The sequence below is a fragment of the ANME-2 cluster archaeon genome (assembly GCA_019429385.1).
In the GTDB taxonomy this organism is placed as follows: Archaea; Halobacteriota; Methanosarcinia; order Methanosarcinales; family Methanocomedenaceae; genus Methanocomedens_B.
Genome location: JAHYIS010000006.1, coordinates 72,867 through 88,835, shown reverse-complemented (window position 1 = coordinate 88,835; position 15,969 = coordinate 72,867). Strand labels below are relative to the sequence as shown.

The window sequence follows — 15,969 nt, the reverse complement described above, 5'->3', positions numbered from 1 at the left end:
GGTTTCCTTCATTCTGTTGGGGGTGTGTTGTGGGGTACACCTACAAACCAGACACATGATAACATCTGGGACCCGGGTGATAAAGGGGATTTCAATATTGCAGGGACCAACAGTGACAAGTTCAACCCCGGAGACCTGCTCATGGTGACCGTCTACCACCGCCCCTCGGGAACGATAATTTCATCACCAGAGCGTAGAATATGAAAATCCAATAATTGCTGTGGATAAGGCCTTCAGGTTTCTTCTGCAATGACTGCCAGGACCCATTCATTCAATAGAGAACAGGTATCGGGATAACACTCAAGGTCACAGCCCGTACAGGGACTGAATATGCCATTTGCAATCAATTTCAAGTGCTTTTCACTGGGACCCGTAAATCCGATAGGAAATAACCTGTAGGTTTTTCTGCCATCGGCAAGTTCATCCTCCCTGCGTATCAGGTGTTTCTTCATCAGTTTGTTGACAATTCTGGAACATTTCTTGCTGTCAATCTCCATTGATTTCCTGATATCGCTCTGGAGGATTCCTTCCCTATGGGAATTTATAATTTCAAGCATTTCCTTATCTGCCATGGAAACCCCTAATTTTGTACCGGGTTGATGATAATAATATTATTACCCCTCAGTACCACTGACCCCAGCGATTTAGATTTTTCACCGTTCACAATCTCTACGGTATTGGAAAGATGCATATTCAAATATTCATCAGCACTCACAAGAGTACCCTCAAGAATATGCTGGCCTCCCTTCATTTCAACCTGCACATTCTGACCGATCATCGTCTGGACTTTTTTAGTTGGAAACAAAATCATTCCTCAAGGTATTTTGTAACTTCCATATGGTCAGATTAATACTTTAACATTTTGTATCCAGGTCTGTTCAAATTACCATGTCGATACTTGAAAGTCCTGCCCTGCGATGAGCAGTGAACTGTATGGAAGGCAGCAATTCTTCACCAAATTCCTTAACATGCGTCCTGTATGAGTTCAGTTCCTCACGAATATCCTCAATTCGCGGGTCCTTTGCATGCTCATCTGTTAATTGCTCCAACCTTTTTATATGCGAGTGCACCCAGTTATCGGGTACCTGTATCTGGTCGGTAACCAGCTCCATGGTTATTTCCTCGAACCCGGCTGCTTCCAGCCACCGTGAAATAGTATCAAAAGAGTGCAGATGGATAATTCCTAACCGGTTCAATATCTCCAGCAGCTGCATATGGGAGGATTGGGCCTTATTCGTTGGATTCAGTGACCATACCAGTAAAGCCATCCTGCAGTTATCTTTCAGTAACCGGACTGCTTCAGCCAGCATACCCGTCACCTCTTGTTGGGAAATATTGTTCAGGGCATGGTAGGAGAAGATAATGTCAAAAGAAGCTCTTTTAAACGGCAAACGGGCATATTCGGATACTACCGGGGAAAGAGTACTGGAGGAAGTTGCCGCCACGCCTCGGGCATATCCCGGGTGCGAAATGGCTGTGACCACCGTGGTTTCAACATTTCGCGCAATCCGGACTGGCGTAATATAATCAGGGCCGATATTGAGCACATGCATATCAGGGCCCAGTCCTGTTCGTGCCGTGAAAGCATCACGGTCAAATGTGGCGTATGGCATTTTGTAGTAATATACCATTCCTAAATTTTAACCTTGCGTAATGGTCTTTTTTAACATTAATCATGAAGATTATTTAGGAAACTTTACGTCATACTGATAGGAAGTAACATTCCTACAAAACCTTTTTTGTACTGGTTAGAGAATGGTATTTTCATTGTGTGATATAAATCTGCATTCACACATTAATAGTTAGCGTTTTGGAGGTTGGGAACTGATGCATAAAGAAGAACTGATTCAACTACATACCCTGATGGCACAAATGAAGACGTTTTTTGAAAGTAACGATAATTCTGCTAGTTTTGATGTGTATAATAATTTAGGAATAAGTCCAGTACACGTACATCGTAGTAAGGCTGAACATAAACACGCAATTTTTATTCTTGGCAGTGAGATTGCAAATGTTATATCAGAAGACGAATATTCTGGTATGGGCAGAACATCAATGCGCATGAACGAACTTGCTGCGAAGACATTTAATGATGGTGGACACTTAGGATAATTGATAGTTATTTTACAGGGTATCCTGTACTTATTGTTTTTATTATCCAGGTCATTTTTTTCTTTTTTTTATACCGGGTGGATTTTGTAATCCACCTCGCTTTTTTGAAAAACTTTGTTCGAAACGTATATACATCAATATAACCATTAAATTGCTTTTAATTCAAAATTGGAATTGATGGTTAATGGACGATGAAAAACTAAAAACCACTGAACTGGTCTTAACGGCTGAGATCTATAACAAAACACGTGAGCTTCAGGTAGATGACCTACCCGCCAATATAAGGAAGCATTACTGGGATAATAAAGAGGGTACTGTAAAGCGTCCAATAAACATTAAGGCCAAAGACCTGACAGATTTGTATATGATAAAAAATCCGGTTGAAGTAGCCAGGTCCCTCCCCTTTCTGGCATATGAAGAGTTTGGCTCACAACTGAAACTGACGGTATTTGACCTGGGAGTAAAGTGGTTGGCCAAACAAGAACAGAGTACGGAACACATCAGGAACAACCCTGTGCTTGCACACTTCTATGAGAACAATGATTCACTGGGCGTGAGCTATGAGGAAGCAAGCAAGAAAAATGAACCAAAAGAGGTCAGCCGCCAGTGGATCGATTCATTAATCCTCAAGATCAGCGGCGAGAAGGATTCCGAAGATGTGCTCAAGCTTGCTCATATCATGGTTCCTGATGAAATTGAACAGACCCTTGACCGATTAGTTCTTAACCAGGACCAGAAGGACGAAGTAGAAAAGATGGTCAAGGCCATACAGTTCAGGGAATACCTGACAAAGATAGGACTTGTTGAAATAGGTAAATTGCTGTTCGTGGGTCCCCCGGGCACAGGCAAGACCTCCACTGCCAAGGCCATGTCAGGGAAATTGAAGGTGCCCTTTGTAGAGGTCAAACTGTCCATGATAACTGACCAGTACCTTGGCGAGACAGCCAAGAACATTGACCGTGTGTTCGAACTTGCAAAAGCTTTGAGTCCCTGTATCCTTTTCATAGACGAATTTGATTTTATAGCTAAAACCCGGTCATCTGATGAACATGCAGCCCTGAAACGGGCGGTTAACACACTGCTTAAGGCCATAGATAATATTAGCCTGGTAAAACACGGAGTGTTGCTCATCGCTGCCACCAACCATCCGCAGTTGCTCGATAGTGCTGCATGGAGACGGTTCGACGATATTGTGGATTTCCCCCTGCCTGATGAGGAGATGCGGCAAAAGATACTGGGATACGTACTGGCTGAGATCGACGGCAGTTTCGACCAGGCAGAGATAGCAGCAATGACCGACGGGTATTCGGGTTCTGATCTGCGGATGGTGGTACGCGAAGCGGTGTTGAATGCACTGATGGATGACAGACTTGTCCTGACCCAGGAAGACCTGGTACGTGCAGTGGGTGAGTTCAATAAACGGAATGCATTTGGTTACATACCTGAAGATGCACCATGAAAGTCGTACTACTGGGTACCGGTGATGCTATTGGTACCCCCAAGATAGGTTGTCATTGCCCTGCCTGCCAGGATGCCCTTGACGGGGGGCCCAGCCGGAGACTCAGGTTCTCGGTGCTACTTGAAGGACCGGGAGGCAAGGTGCTGGTGGATACCAGCCCGGACCTCAGGTGGCAGATGATATCCAGGGGGCTGGACCGCGTGGACGGGGTCATCTGGACCCATGGCCATTATGACCACTATGCGGGTTTTGGTGACTTTCACCGGGTCCAGAACCACGTACCTGTGTACGGGCTGAAAAATACCCTGGACTATATCCTGCAATACCTGGGATTCCTGAAACCTGGTCGGCATGAAGTAGCATGGTTCGAACCCTTTGAACTCGCAGGGCTCACCTTTACCCTGTTCCCGGTAAACCACCCGCCTATCAAGGAATCGGCTGGTGTGCTGGTCAATGAAGGTGATAAGAAAGTGGTCATAACCGGAGATACGAATGCGGATATACCACAACAGAGCCTGGGATTGATGCAGGATGCAGACCTGCTGATAATTGATGCTATTTTCCCCCCGAACATTAAGCTGGCAAAACACTTGAATGCTAAAGAGGCTCTAGAACTGGGACAAAGACTTGGTGCAAAGGAGATAGTTTTCACCCATGTCAGCCACATGTATCCTCCCCATAACAAAGCCATCACGGAATGGCCACTTGGAAAGGACGGCATGGAATTTATACTATGAGTTCGTTACTTTTTTACCTTAGATTCCATGAATTCCCGCATTTGGCGTAATTTGCGTATCTGCATATTAAAATAAACCGCAGTAACCAGTGTAGCTGTCCCCAGAACCATGACCAGTATGCTTATAATCGTGGGGAGCGATGATTTGTAATACTTTACCATAATATACGTATGGGCTGGGTATGATGCATCCCATACAAGCCGCACCCTGCCTTCGCGGTCAATTGACCTGTTGTCCGGTTTTGGCCTGGGAGTACCAAAAACCATATTGCCGGTTTCATATCCTTCAGGTAATAATACAATAACGGTTTCATTTCTCGAGAGGAAGTGGTAGAACTGGTCGTTTTCCCATGTATAAGAATAGGCTACGAAACCGGTCATTGGTCGTTCAAAGTCAAGATGGATAATATTTTTTTCCCGGGAGCTGGTATGCGTTGAATCAAAGGATATATTGGAAAAAGCACCGGGATTTGAGTGGTCTGCGTAGGGAAATGTACCGCCAAACACTACAATATCATCAATGATTGGTCCTTTCTTACCGGTAGAACTGGTTATTTTTTCAGGTATGATGATGTCCAGTACGGAAACATTTATGATTGGTATTACAGCCTTTACGGTATTATTGGCATACAGGAAAAACGTGGTGCGGTTTATCATATCGTCAGGGGGTGGAGTTAATTCATAATTGCCAGGGTTGCCCGGTTCTATATCTATCGTTTCCGGGGTTTTATTATCCAGGCAGCCTCCACCGAAAAATGCAACAATTAACAGGGCTGAGATAAGCAGGACCTTTAAGTGTTTAATGTTGTGTAGCAAGATAACACCCGGTTCTAACCATAACGGGATACTTTCGTGACCCTTGGATCGAGTTCCATTATCTGGATACCATCCCGGTATACCCTGACCACACCGCCACTTTCAGAGACCGTTATTGCAACAGCCTCAGTATCCCTGGTAATGGCAGCGGCTGAAGCATGCCTCCCGCCAAGCCCTTTCATGGTCGACACTTCCCTGGCATTCACATCAAGGTAACGTCCACCTGCCTGAACATAGCCATTTCCATCCAGTATGAACACACCGTCCAGCTGGGCGAATTCCTTAACGGTTTCCCATGTGTTCGTATCGCAGATGTAAGACGATTCAGGGGATTGACCCAGGTACGGATTCAGTACCAGTTGATGTGAGCGTTTCATAACCTCTTCAGCGTCACCAATGATGAACGCAGTACCAACAGGCTTGCCTTCCCTGCCATATGCACCAAGACCCATGGCAATGGACAATACCGAGCGCAGAGCATCAAGCTTTACCCTTTCAGTACATGCTTTGAGTTCTTTTACCAGGTGGTTCTCTTTCAGGTCATGTACCAATATGCTGGAAGTACCACCATAGGAAATGACACCTACTATCTTTTCACCGGATAGCAGGTCATTTATAAATGCAGTGGCAGAAGCGTCGGTGATGTATTCGGTTCCGGTGGATACCTTGTGGTACAGGGTTTTGGACAGGGTCTGGAGTTTTTCGGCCGGGTTCTTTTCATTTTCAACGTTCTCATCTTCAAAAGCAGGACAAAGCGCCATCATGGCATAGGGAGAAGCGATGAGCACAGGAATATCGACCTCAAATTCAGGGGATATGTCATCAGACATTATTATTATTGCGGAGGCTGATATCTTACTGGCAATCTCTGCAGCTGACCTGATAATCACTTCTTTGTCGCTCATTCACGTGTCCTTATCGTTAAATCAGTTTCATTATATCTTTTTAGTATATCTACATTCATGATAAAACTTGGTTTTAGGTGACCTCGCAGGTGTCATGCAGGTTCCTGAAATGATAGAACCAGTTCTTCACCGTCAATAAATAACCTGGGTCCGGTAATGATGCCGTCCAGGTGTATGCCTGCCACCACATCCCCGCCAAAGGTGCTGTTATCACCCAGGGCTATATGCACGGTGCCGGCTACCTTCTCATCCTCGAGTACATTGCCGATAAGACGGGCTGCAGGGTTGATACCTATTCCCAGCTCTGCCAGGTTGCGGGAAAGAGGTCCCACACTATCCAGCATTTTAATGAACTGTTCAGCCCCCTTGCCGGTTATCTCAGTGGCATACCTGTCTTCGACCTTTATGGTCAGGGGCGAGTCCAGCAGTCCCATACCACCCATTGAGCCATCTACCACGAACACGCCATTGGCTCCCTTTGGTGCCACGAACACTTCACCGGCAGGCAGGTTGCTGGATGAACCCGGTTCATGGCAGATACCGTGGTCTGTCTGCCAGTCACATCCTTCAATATCAAAAACAATATCTGTCCCCAGTTCTGTAACAAGTCTGAGCTCCTTTGCACTGTCCAGCCCGGATTTCAGGTTGAACCCTGTATCCCTCACACGCAGGTAATCGGCAGTGATACCGCCTGTCCCCATCATCTCAAGGGTGATACCTGGCATGGTGGCGGTGCGCACCCCGGCCTGATTGGCATTAAGTCTGGCTTGTGTATGGGTCAGGGATTTGCTGGTGGGTGCCAGTACCACATTTGCGGCGCTCATTGCATCGGCAACGGCTTTTGGGGGCTCCTGGCCATGGACTTTCCTGGGTTCCATGGTCATAAGAATAGTGTCACATTCAAGTTCAACTGCTTTTTCGTAAAGAGACAGGGCAATTGAAGGATGTGTAGCAGTATCTGTAATTATCAGTACAACCTCTTCAGGTTTCACTGCCATGCAAGTTTTCAGTACGATGTTGGCGCTATCTTTTAATGACATAATTTATTCGTTCCGGTGAGACTGTTAGTGAAGCTTAATTTATTTATAATCCAGTTATATTGTCTAAACGTGACAATATATAGCTTTGTGTCAGGATAATTCTCGTGGAGAGTATCGTAGATTTCTATAGTATGAGTAACAACATACAAATGCCTCGCTTTGTCTCAAAATTTACAGCTCCATGATTATCAGGTACTATAAGATTTTAAGTGCAAACGTGTATATTAGACGGAAAAAATAACAACATAATAAAATAGAGAACAATTAGTGGTTTAATGAATGATAAAATTGAAACGCTTCGAAAAACCGGTATGACAGACAATAAAGAAAAGTGCATCTCATTAAGGTGAAATAAAAAATGAATAAATATGACGTCATTGTTGTAGGTGCAGGGATTAGCGGACTTTTGGCTGCGCTCACACTATCAAAACATGGAAAAAAAGTGCTGGTGCTCGAAAAAACAGAGCTTGTAGGTGGAAACTGCAATAGTTACATGATAGATGATTATCAGGTAGATACCGGTGTCCATGCCATCACACATCTTGCAATTGGACCATTGAAGAGGCTTATGGATAACTATTTTGATTTCTTGCCAGTGTTTGTGGATTATGGGAATTATTTTATCCGCACAGAAGACAGTTTCCAGAAGATCCCATCGAACTTGAAGGAATTGATCACATTCGATGTTCTTCCAAAAAAAGACCGGCTTGTGCTGTCACAGGCAGCCACAAAAGGTCTTACACTATCGATTTTTGGTATCGACCTTTCTAAACAATCGGTGTATGATTCATTACCATACACCATGTCAAAGGATACAAATGATCTTGTCGACGCAATATCATATTTCCTGACAGGGAAATCTATGAAGGAAACATCTGTTCACAGGTTCTTGACCGGCAGTAGTTTCATACGCGATAGTGTCACACAGGAACAGTTTGAAAGTATGGTGGGGCCAAAAGAAATGCCGCAACATACTGAATCTATTCTTCAATCTGTGTTACGCTCCAATCTTCATACATCATTGGGGTTAAAATTATCAGGGATATTGGAATCTTCGTTTCAAATTAAAAGCACAATACCCAACCCGCTTACATCGATCAGTAGGTTTGCCGTTAATAGTGCTACTGCCCATGCTCAAGGCTATCCGCGTAAAGGGCTCAAATCAGTGTTAAATGCTGTCCTTCATTCCCTTCCGAAAACAGTTGATATGCAGACTCAGTGTGAGGTAAAACGCATCCTCACAAATGAAGGGCGTGTGATAGGTGTTGAAGCGGACCAGGCTTACTATGCCGATATTGTGGTCTATACAGGGTTTGCAAAGAACCTGCCTGATATTGTTGAAGACCTGCCAGGCTCTTATGTTGACTATCTTGGCGGAATTGTCCAGACCAAGAGCTTGACTGTCTGGTTAGGCCTTGACAGGAAGATGGACGAGTTTAACTATATGGGTTCTGAGATATGGTTCAAAGACACCCCATACTGGGCAATGCCGATAAGTAATTTCGACCCATCTCTTGCACCAAAAGGAAAACAGCTCGTAGGGTTTGTATTTGTGATGGATGAGAACAAATCAGAAAATTCAGTTAAAATGAATGCTTATGATACTATTTACCGCGCCGTGCCATCCATAGACAGACACGTTGAGATGCAGCATGAGCAGATAACGATTCCTGAAAAAGCGGCTGTCACCATTAATGGAACGATTGCAGATATCAGGACACCAATCAAAAACCTTTACCTGGCTGGCACGGATACGGATAGCCGGAGTATGGGAATAACCCGCGCCGCGTATTCGATAATAGAGATGCTGGGCGCGTTGAACGAAGACGGAAACTTGCACTAAGGTTGGTTTATTGTTAGGGTATTAAGCTCGCTTATATTATTCCTAACAATAAAACCAGACCCGTTTAAACCTTTCTCGGGTCAGTTATCTTGCCCGTGAGAGCGGATGCCGCTGCCGTGGCCGGTGATGACAGGTACACAAATGCTTTGGCACTGCCCTGCCTGCCCTGGAAGTTGCGATTGGAGGTCGCAAGTCCTACCTCGCCGTCACCCAGTAGCCCGAAACTGCCGCCCATGCACGGTCCGCAACAGGGACTCTCTACAATGGCCCCTGCTTCCATGAACTTCTCAACCAGTCCGGCACGCAGTACTTTCATGTACTCGGTGCGGGATGCTGGAATGACCAATAGTCTCACCCCTTTAGCCACGGGCTCGTCGCCCATGATGTCTGCAACTATCTTGATGTCCTCGAACCTGCCGTTGGTGCATGAACCTACCAGTACCTGGTCGATATGGGTGCCTTCCACGTCTTCCACGGATTTCACGTTATCAACATTATGGGGACATGCCACCTGCGGGGACAGGTCTGAGATGTCGTATTCGTGGTACTGGGCATATTCGCAGTCCTCATCACTCTTCCAGTAAGGGTCCAGGGTGAAGCCGGGTATGCGCTGTTTCAGGTAATCTTCGGTAGTGGCGTCTGGCTCGATGATGCCGGCCTTACCGCCCATCTCGATAGCCATGTTGCTAATGGTCATCCGCTGGCTGATATCCAGGTTTCTTATAGCTTCACCGCCGTACTCTGCAGCCATGTACATGGCACCGTCGGCACCCACATCCCCGATGAGGTGCAGGATAATGTCCTTGCTGTACACTCTATCAGGCAGGTGTCCGTTCACTTCGAACCTGATGGTCTGCGGGACCTTGAACCACAGTTTGCCTGTGGCGAACACGGCAGCCATATCAGTACTGCCGATACCTGTGGAGAATGCTCCCAGTGAACCGTATGCGCAGGTGTGGCTGTCACTGCCCACTATCAGGTCGCCAGGTTTTGCCCAGCCCTTTTCAGGCACTACCTGGTGGCACACACCTTCAAAGACATCATAGTTAGTGATACCCTGCTCGGCTGCGAATTGCCTGAGCATGATATGGTTCTGTGCTGCATTCAAAGAATCAGCAGGTACCTGGTGGTCGAACAGGATGACAATCCTGTCAGGGTCCCATACCATAGGGTCAGGTCTGTTCTTCATGATCTCCCTGAAACCCTGTACGGCCAGAGGTCCGGTGATATCATGGGTCATGGCACAGTCTATATCAGCCATAACGAACTCATCGGCATGGACCGTTCTGCCAGAAGCTTTTGAAAAGATCTTTTCTGTAATGGTAAGATTATCAGCGGTCATAGGATGGGAGTATAAGCGCAGGAATGTAATAAAATTAATGTATCAAAATTGGTCATGCTTCTCTTTTCACTATTTTCCTGACCCTGCGTCCTTTGAAATTAATACCACCTACAAGTTTTACACCGCGTTTGTTCCTGATAATATTCACATGAGCATTGTCAAAACTGGCAATAATGCTTTGTTGAGCAACCATGTTGATAGTACCATGTATCATTTCAAGGGTTCTCAGGATCTGCTCTAATTCAGCAGGGGACGTATTCGTATCAAGACTGATAAAAAAGGTTTCCAAAACCATGTTAGTATCCCTATTGTGCCTGTTCTACCCATCGTTTTACATCATCCTGCGTGATGGAATAACCTGCAGGAACTTTTACTTTCCCTGATGCAATTGACGCTTTGCATAACGTATACAGTTCAACAGGATTGGCGTTCTTTAGCTCAGCAACTGAGTAGATATTGCCCGCCTTGACAAGGAGTTCAGACGATTGCTTTTCTATCCCCAGACTCCCCAGACTCGAGCTGGAGTCAATAAGTTTTGCCATGGAAATAAATTTTTCAGCGGTATTTTTTCCTACTATTTCACTTACCGTTGCAGCATCTGCAGTGACCAGGTCTGTAATGCTCCTGATACCAGCGTCCCTGAGTTTTGAACCTCTTTCAGGTCCGATACCTTCTATCATTTCAATATCCTGGTTTGCCAGTACTAATTCCACAGGCATTCCAGCTTCAGCGTCTGAACCAGGTTTTGGATTTTGATCAAGGACAGTACCTGTTGCCTGGGTACTTGTACGTTTAACGATCCTGTCTATTCTCAGGCCCTTGCTTTCCAGTATCGTCCTGGCTTCGTTAATGTTCTTTTTGGTGACATCCGGGACCTTTATGGCTTCAGCTGATGCGATTACCAGGTTCACCTGGCTTTGTTCCAAAATCATAGCCCCTCCTTTTGGAGTTTGTTCCAGCACGGTATTTGGCTTTTCTTCACTGATTTTTTTAGTTACACTTCCCGTCACCAGTTTTGCTGTGCGCAGAAGATATACTGCCATGTCAAGAGTTTTTCCTATAAGGTCCGGAACCTTCACATTCTCTTTTGCGGCAACAGTAACGTCAACAGATGTGCCTATCAACACCATGGTTCCTGCTTTAATACTCTGTTTCAGGACAATACCTGGTGAAGATTCGGATGATAGCTCTGTGATCTCTCCCATTTCAAGCCTGATGCTGGCAAGGACATCCTTTGCGCTTCCAATATCCATGCCTACCAAATTGGGCATTTCCACAGACAGTATCCTGGATATCGTGATGTCAATGGCAGTGCCGGGGACAGCCAGAGAATCAGCAGAGGGCAACTGGGCGATTACCGTACCCTGGGGTGAATTGCTTGATCTCTCACTGGTGGTACCCGGTTTGAAACCGGCATCAGTTATCGCATACTTTGCCTCTTCCCGGGTCATTCCGGTAAGGTTAGGTACTTCCTTGTATTGGGATAGATCAAGTTCTTTGGGAGATGATGTTATTTTGAATTCAATGGTACTGAGATTTTCAGGCGGGATGATATCATCTGGTCTGGGTAACTGGAACTGGAGTTTATTGTCCATCAGGGACAGGTTTGTCCTGAGCGTTACGTCCATGCTGCTGATCACATAGTTTGCCCTTGCTGCAGGATCATTCAGTTTATCAGCCATGCTGTCCAGAGATTCCATGAATGTGGTGACCAGGCTTTCGGACGGGATTTGTGGTCTTTGCATCTGGAGGGTCTGGATATTTGTCTCAAGTTCTGCTTTTTCTAATAATAATTTGGAAATGTGCTGTGAGAGGACATTTTTCTCCTGTTCGACAACGATTTTATCAGAAATAATTGTATTGAGATTATTTGTAAGCCCGACGATTTGCGTATCCTTGTTCTGTATTTCAACATCAACATTATCAATTGATTTTATTATTTCAGTAAGACTGGCCTCATCAATTGCCTTTGCAATCCTGAGATTATCCAGATTCTGTCGAAGATTTACTATTAGTGTCATTTCATTATTTCCGTGCCTGTATCTCACTCATTTACTATCTGGCTGGAAGGCGGTACTGAGACAAATTTGGCTTTTATGATACTTGCTCCTTCCACATCATATTCATGAAGGTTCTTGTATGATGCATTCAATGGTGCTGCATGTAATATTGGCCGATAACCACGGAGTGCTCCCTTTGAATCCTTTTCCTCCTTATACTTCATTGTTAGTGCCATTTTAAGTTCAAGTTCGACTTCTGGAATATGGTGCCAGGTAGCCTGTATGTCATATTGGCTTAGGAGTTCATCATTTTCAATTGCAAGTTGTGTATCAATGGAATTTCTATCCATTGCCTGTTGGGTTTCGGAAATGGAAATCCCGACTTCTTTTATTATCTGGGAGAGGGGATTTACCAATACTTCCAAAATTATCTTTGTATTACCGTTAGCCATGATTATATCTCCATAAAAAATAAAATAAGAGGAGATTAACGATCATTCAGGTGCTGGTTCGAGAATTTTTATTGTGGGTATTACTCTACCAGGGGCAGGAACAGGCTTTAATGTTGTACGTAACAGGCTTGTGCCAGACGCCTCGAATGAATACTTGGAGTTGTATTTGGCATTGTAAGTTGATGAATAGGCTACAGTTGTGGTGTTTTCAAATTTTGTAGATGCTTTACCGAACAGAAAACTGGTCAAACCACCAGTACTAATCTTGCCGCTTACTTTACTCTTGTTTGTTAAATTGAATTGCCGTCCGTATTTTATCTCAGTTGACATTTCCGTTTTCATTGAGATAGCCATCTTTACCTCAATGATGGATTCAGTGAATTCATAGAACCTGGGTTCAAGACCATAAGTGAGCAGAGACATTGGCGCATCATTTGTAACTACTTTGGTGTCTGTGACATTACCATTTGCATCTACAGTTTCTTCAATGTACATCACCACGCTATGCTCTGCCAATTCAGAGTCTGCGAGTGCCTGCGCGACTTTTACTGAGTTCATATCAAGGGCCATCTGGCCTTCTGCGATCGCGAGGGCCATTTCTCTTATCATATCACCAAAAGGTACGTTCAATAATTCTTGTCCAACTGAAACCATATTTCCTCTCTCCTTTTCAAAACTTCATAAAACCGTATGATAATAATAGGTTTGTTAACACTTAAGATTTTTGATTGATCATTATTTATCGGCAAGAATGTAATGAAAAAATCCATTACTGGTCAATCACTTCCTGCTGTCCTATCAGGTTGTACAATGCCACCACAAAGGTGAACTGCATCAATATCAACAGGTACAGCACTCCCAGCGCCACATGACCGTTGGTCAGTACCAGCGAGAACATAATACCAAAGAAGTATGGCAGCACATACCCCCACCGTGTATATCGCTTCAACCTCAGGCACACCCGCGCTTCCAATTTGAAAAGCCATCTAACAAGGTCCCTCATACGCTTTTTCCTGCCGAACCTGAAAATGAGGTACACTGGTATGGTGATGAAAAAGAAATAAATGAAGATTATCAATCCATATATCAATATAATCAGCATAAACAAGGACATAGGTATCATGATGCCTATGAGGCCGGGTATCTCTTTCAGTTTCACGCCTCTGTGGTCAAGGAACAGTATCATGTTCCTTCCCATACCGGTTTTTTTAAAGAACTGCCTGAGTAAAAGGCCCAGCACGGAAAAGACCGGAACAATGATGATTATTGCACCTAACACTGCACCGACAGGGTCTTCCTGATTGCGTATGCCGATAAAAAATGGGTAGGTGACCAGCTGGAGCAACAGCAGGGCTATAGGGATATTGATATTGTCCAGTTTTTCAAGGTGGCCCATACCTGCCTCCTGCCTTATGCCAGTGTGCAGGCCGTCTTTTGATGTCTGAATACCAGGAACACGCCCTCGTCCTCTGAGTTGGTCCTGTGCCGCACTCCAGCAGGGACAAGTATGCCTGTGCCGGGTTTCAGCTCAATCGTTGAATTGTCTGATTCGATGACCACGCCACCTTTATGGTGAAGGAAGAACTCGTCATAGTCGTGGACGTACCATTTCCCCTCGCCCTGGCACAGCACGGCGCGCAGCAGCGAGTCGTCCACAAATACCATATCATGAGGGCGGCGCGGGGATTCTAATTTAAGTACCTCTTTTTCAAAATCAATGAGCTGTATATCCATAGGAATTGCTCCATCTGGAATATACTCTATTCTTCTTAATTATAAGAGTATCCCGTGAAAAAATCATTTCTTCAAAAAGAATTCCCTGACAAGATACAATATTGCCGCCACCACGATTAAATTGAAGATCGAGTTGATAAGTTCGGTGTAGCGGTAATCAAAGAGCATGGATATGGCCTTTTGCATGCTGAAATAGAACCCGAAAGAAGATGCCAGCAGCAGTAACAGCAGGATTATCATGGAGCCTGTCCGGAATAGAGCCATTCCAGCTACCCGGTCTTTAGTTTCTTTTGATTCTTTTTCATCCATTGTTCTCACCTGATTTTTTGTTATACCTGATACATCTGTTTATTTTCGTTTCCTCATTAGAAGTACCACTGCCAGCAGTCCGGTAATTGCCCATATTACCTGGAATCCCGGTTCTTTCGTCGGCATTGGAGCACCGATATCTCTGGTACTATACACATCATAAGGTAACGGTGTTGCTTTAGGTAATATGAATTCCGTAGTAATGGTTTCAGTAGTACTGACAGACCTGGTCTTCTTTACAACATCTTCCTCACCCTGACTGTCCGGCGCCATGAAGAAGGACACACCGTATTCGGTAATGATGCGGTCATTCTCGAATATCATTATCTCAACACGATAGTCCCTGTCCTTTGGCACTTCAAGCTCGATATCCTTGACCAGGGTAGTATCTGCCTTGATTACGCCCACATCGATGTTACCGCTCTGGCCTATGAGGTTGGTCTTTGCATCCCGCAGTTTCACCAGTGCCGTCAATGGTGCCGAATCCGACCTGCCGTAGTTGTCCAGGAAGGTGGTCACTTTCAAGGTGGTGGTGGAATCACCTCTTGCTGTCATGGCAACATCCACGTCGCGGATGTTGATGTATGAATGTTTGGGACTGGAAAGCAGGGATTCCAGGCCTGATATGGTGGCTTTGCCCGAGGTTACCAGGCCGCCATCCTCGTACATGGTTACTTCGATGCGGTAATTACCTGTGATAGGGACATGCAATTCAACAGTGCTGTTTAGGGTCCTGTCCTTGCCGATGCGGCCCATTGATATTTTTTCATCTGCCATGAGCAGGCTGGTAGCAAGGTTGTAGGCTTTTGCCTGGATTTCTACTTCGCCCGAGGTCTTACCACTGTTGCTCACATACGAGATGATGTCCAGCTGTACGATATCGTCATCGGTGATCTCTGCGGATATGTCCACTTCGTTGATATGCAGGCTGGTGGTGTCATACTCCCTGAGGCAGCCCCCTGCCAGGACCGATGCGAGGACAAGTGCCATGACCAGCATGGTCTTCACTGCGGGCGATAGGTTCATGGTTGTATTCTGGGTGGTACTTGGTAATATACTTTTCCGTTTTTTTAAACATTTCTAATATAAAATTGTAGGTGATAAAATTGGGTGGAGTTAATGGAAGATGGTTGCAGGTCTGAATATAAACCCCCTTGCCAACAGAGCCATTGAAAACTCCGGGTAAAAATCTCCCCCACTCAAAACTTATAAACCCTCATA

At 45.1% G+C, this 15,969-nt stretch carries 20 protein-coding genes; 5 read left to right on the top strand and 15 right to left on the bottom strand.

Annotated features, from left to right (window positions below; all coding sequences use genetic code 11):
• Window positions 1-204, top strand: a 204-nt coding sequence (locus K0A89_03960) for a hypothetical protein (GenBank protein MBW6517640.1), incomplete at its 5' end; no start/stop codon positions are given.
• A gap of 29 nt (window positions 205-233) precedes the next feature.
• Here K0A89_03960 and K0A89_03955 read toward each other — a convergent pair.
• The 3 genes from K0A89_03955 to K0A89_03945 form a co-directional block, all read right to left on the bottom strand.
• Window positions 234-572 (bottom strand): MarR family transcriptional regulator, encoded by a 339-nt coding sequence (locus K0A89_03955; protein ID MBW6517639.1) that lies wholly within the window; start codon window positions 570-572, stop codon window positions 234-236.
• Between the two features lie 8 nt (window positions 573-580).
• Complete coding sequence (locus tag K0A89_03950) at window positions 581-805, bottom strand: LSM domain-containing protein (GenBank protein MBW6517638.1); 225 nt, start codon at window positions 803-805, stop codon at window positions 581-583.
• Window positions 806-878: 73 nt separating this feature from the next.
• Window positions 879-1,613 (bottom strand): class I SAM-dependent methyltransferase, encoded by a 735-nt coding sequence (locus K0A89_03945; GenBank protein MBW6517637.1) that lies wholly within the window; start codon window positions 1,611-1,613, stop codon window positions 879-881.
• A gap of 214 nt (window positions 1,614-1,827) precedes the next feature.
• Here K0A89_03945 and K0A89_03940 point away from each other — a divergent pair, with 214 nt between their 5' ends.
• The 3 genes from K0A89_03940 (at window position 1,828) to K0A89_03930 (ending at window position 4,308) form a co-directional block, all read left to right on the top strand.
• Window positions 1,828-2,112: a UPF0058 family protein gene (locus K0A89_03940; GenBank protein ID MBW6517636.1), complete on the top strand. Its 285-nt coding sequence runs from the start codon at window positions 1,828-1,830 to the stop codon at window positions 2,110-2,112.
• Window positions 2,113-2,296: 184 nt separating this feature from the next.
• Window positions 2,297-3,571, top strand: coding sequence for an ATP-binding protein (locus K0A89_03935; protein ID MBW6517635.1), 1,275 nt, complete (start codon window positions 2,297-2,299; stop codon window positions 3,569-3,571).
• The gene (locus K0A89_03930) at window positions 3,568-4,308 is read left to right on the top strand and encodes an MBL fold metallo-hydrolase (protein MBW6517634.1); all 741 of its coding nucleotides are present in this window, start codon (window positions 3,568-3,570) and stop codon (window positions 4,306-4,308) included. Before K0A89_03935 ends, K0A89_03930 begins: the two co-directional genes overlap by 4 nt.
• A gap of 5 nt (window positions 4,309-4,313) precedes the next feature.
• Here the strand turns inward: K0A89_03930 and K0A89_03925 are convergent, their stop codons facing one another.
• From K0A89_03925 to K0A89_03915, 3 genes are all read right to left on the bottom strand, one after another.
• Window positions 4,314-5,123, bottom strand: coding sequence for a hypothetical protein (locus tag K0A89_03925; protein ID MBW6517633.1), 810 nt, complete (start codon window positions 5,121-5,123; stop codon window positions 4,314-4,316).
• Window positions 5,124-5,137: 14 nt separating this feature from the next.
• Entirely contained in the window at window positions 5,138-6,028 is an 891-nt protein-coding gene (locus K0A89_03920) for a diadenylate cyclase (GenBank protein ID MBW6517632.1), read from the bottom strand.
• A 92-nt stretch (window positions 6,029-6,120) separates the two neighbouring features.
• Window positions 6,121-7,068 carry an aminopeptidase gene (locus K0A89_03915; GenBank protein MBW6517631.1) on the bottom strand — a complete coding sequence of 316 codons (948 nt, stop codon included), beginning with the start codon at window positions 7,066-7,068 and terminating at the stop codon, window positions 6,121-6,123.
• Between the two features lie 358 nt (window positions 7,069-7,426).
• On the opposite strand from K0A89_03915, the gene K0A89_03910 reads away from it, so the two are divergent.
• Window positions 7,427-8,911 (top strand): NAD(P)/FAD-dependent oxidoreductase, encoded by a 1,485-nt coding sequence (locus K0A89_03910; GenBank protein ID MBW6517630.1) that lies wholly within the window; start codon window positions 7,427-7,429, stop codon window positions 8,909-8,911.
• 64 nt (window positions 8,912-8,975) lie between these two features.
• On the opposite strand, the gene K0A89_03905 is transcribed toward K0A89_03910, so the two are convergent.
• The 9 genes from K0A89_03905 to K0A89_03865 form a co-directional block, all read right to left on the bottom strand.
• Entirely contained in the window at window positions 8,976-10,253 is a 1,278-nt protein-coding gene (locus K0A89_03905; GenBank protein ID MBW6517629.1) for a 3-isopropylmalate dehydratase large subunit, read from the bottom strand.
• 52 nt (window positions 10,254-10,305) lie between these two features.
• The gene (locus tag K0A89_03900; protein MBW6517628.1) at window positions 10,306-10,548 is read right to left on the bottom strand and encodes a hypothetical protein; all 243 of its coding nucleotides are present in this window, start codon (window positions 10,546-10,548) and stop codon (window positions 10,306-10,308) included.
• Window positions 10,549-10,558: 10 nt separating this feature from the next.
• Window positions 10,559-12,274: a DUF4332 domain-containing protein gene (locus tag K0A89_03895; GenBank protein MBW6517627.1), complete on the bottom strand. Its 1,716-nt coding sequence runs from the start codon at window positions 12,272-12,274 to the stop codon at window positions 10,559-10,561.
• 23 nt (window positions 12,275-12,297) lie between these two features.
• On the bottom strand, window positions 12,298-12,705 hold the full coding sequence (locus K0A89_03890; GenBank protein MBW6517626.1) for a hypothetical protein: 408 nt from the start codon (window positions 12,703-12,705) through the stop codon (window positions 12,298-12,300).
• Window positions 12,706-12,747: 42 nt separating this feature from the next.
• Window positions 12,748-13,314, bottom strand: a complete 567-nt coding sequence (locus K0A89_03885) for a hypothetical protein (protein ID MBW6517625.1) — start codon at window positions 13,312-13,314, stop codon at window positions 12,748-12,750.
• Between the two features lie 160 nt (window positions 13,315-13,474).
• Complete coding sequence (locus K0A89_03880) at window positions 13,475-14,101, bottom strand: hypothetical protein (GenBank protein ID MBW6517624.1); 627 nt, start codon at window positions 14,099-14,101, stop codon at window positions 13,475-13,477.
• Between the two features lie 14 nt (window positions 14,102-14,115).
• On the bottom strand, window positions 14,116-14,439 hold the full coding sequence (locus K0A89_03875; protein ID MBW6517623.1) for a cupin domain-containing protein: 324 nt from the start codon (window positions 14,437-14,439) through the stop codon (window positions 14,116-14,118).
• Between the two features lie 63 nt (window positions 14,440-14,502).
• Window positions 14,503-14,748, bottom strand: coding sequence for a hypothetical protein (locus K0A89_03870; GenBank protein ID MBW6517622.1), 246 nt, complete (start codon window positions 14,746-14,748; stop codon window positions 14,503-14,505).
• A gap of 39 nt (window positions 14,749-14,787) precedes the next feature.
• Entirely contained in the window at window positions 14,788-15,774 is a 987-nt protein-coding gene (locus tag K0A89_03865; GenBank protein MBW6517621.1) for a hypothetical protein, read from the bottom strand.
• Window positions 15,775-15,969 lie beyond the last annotated feature (195 nt).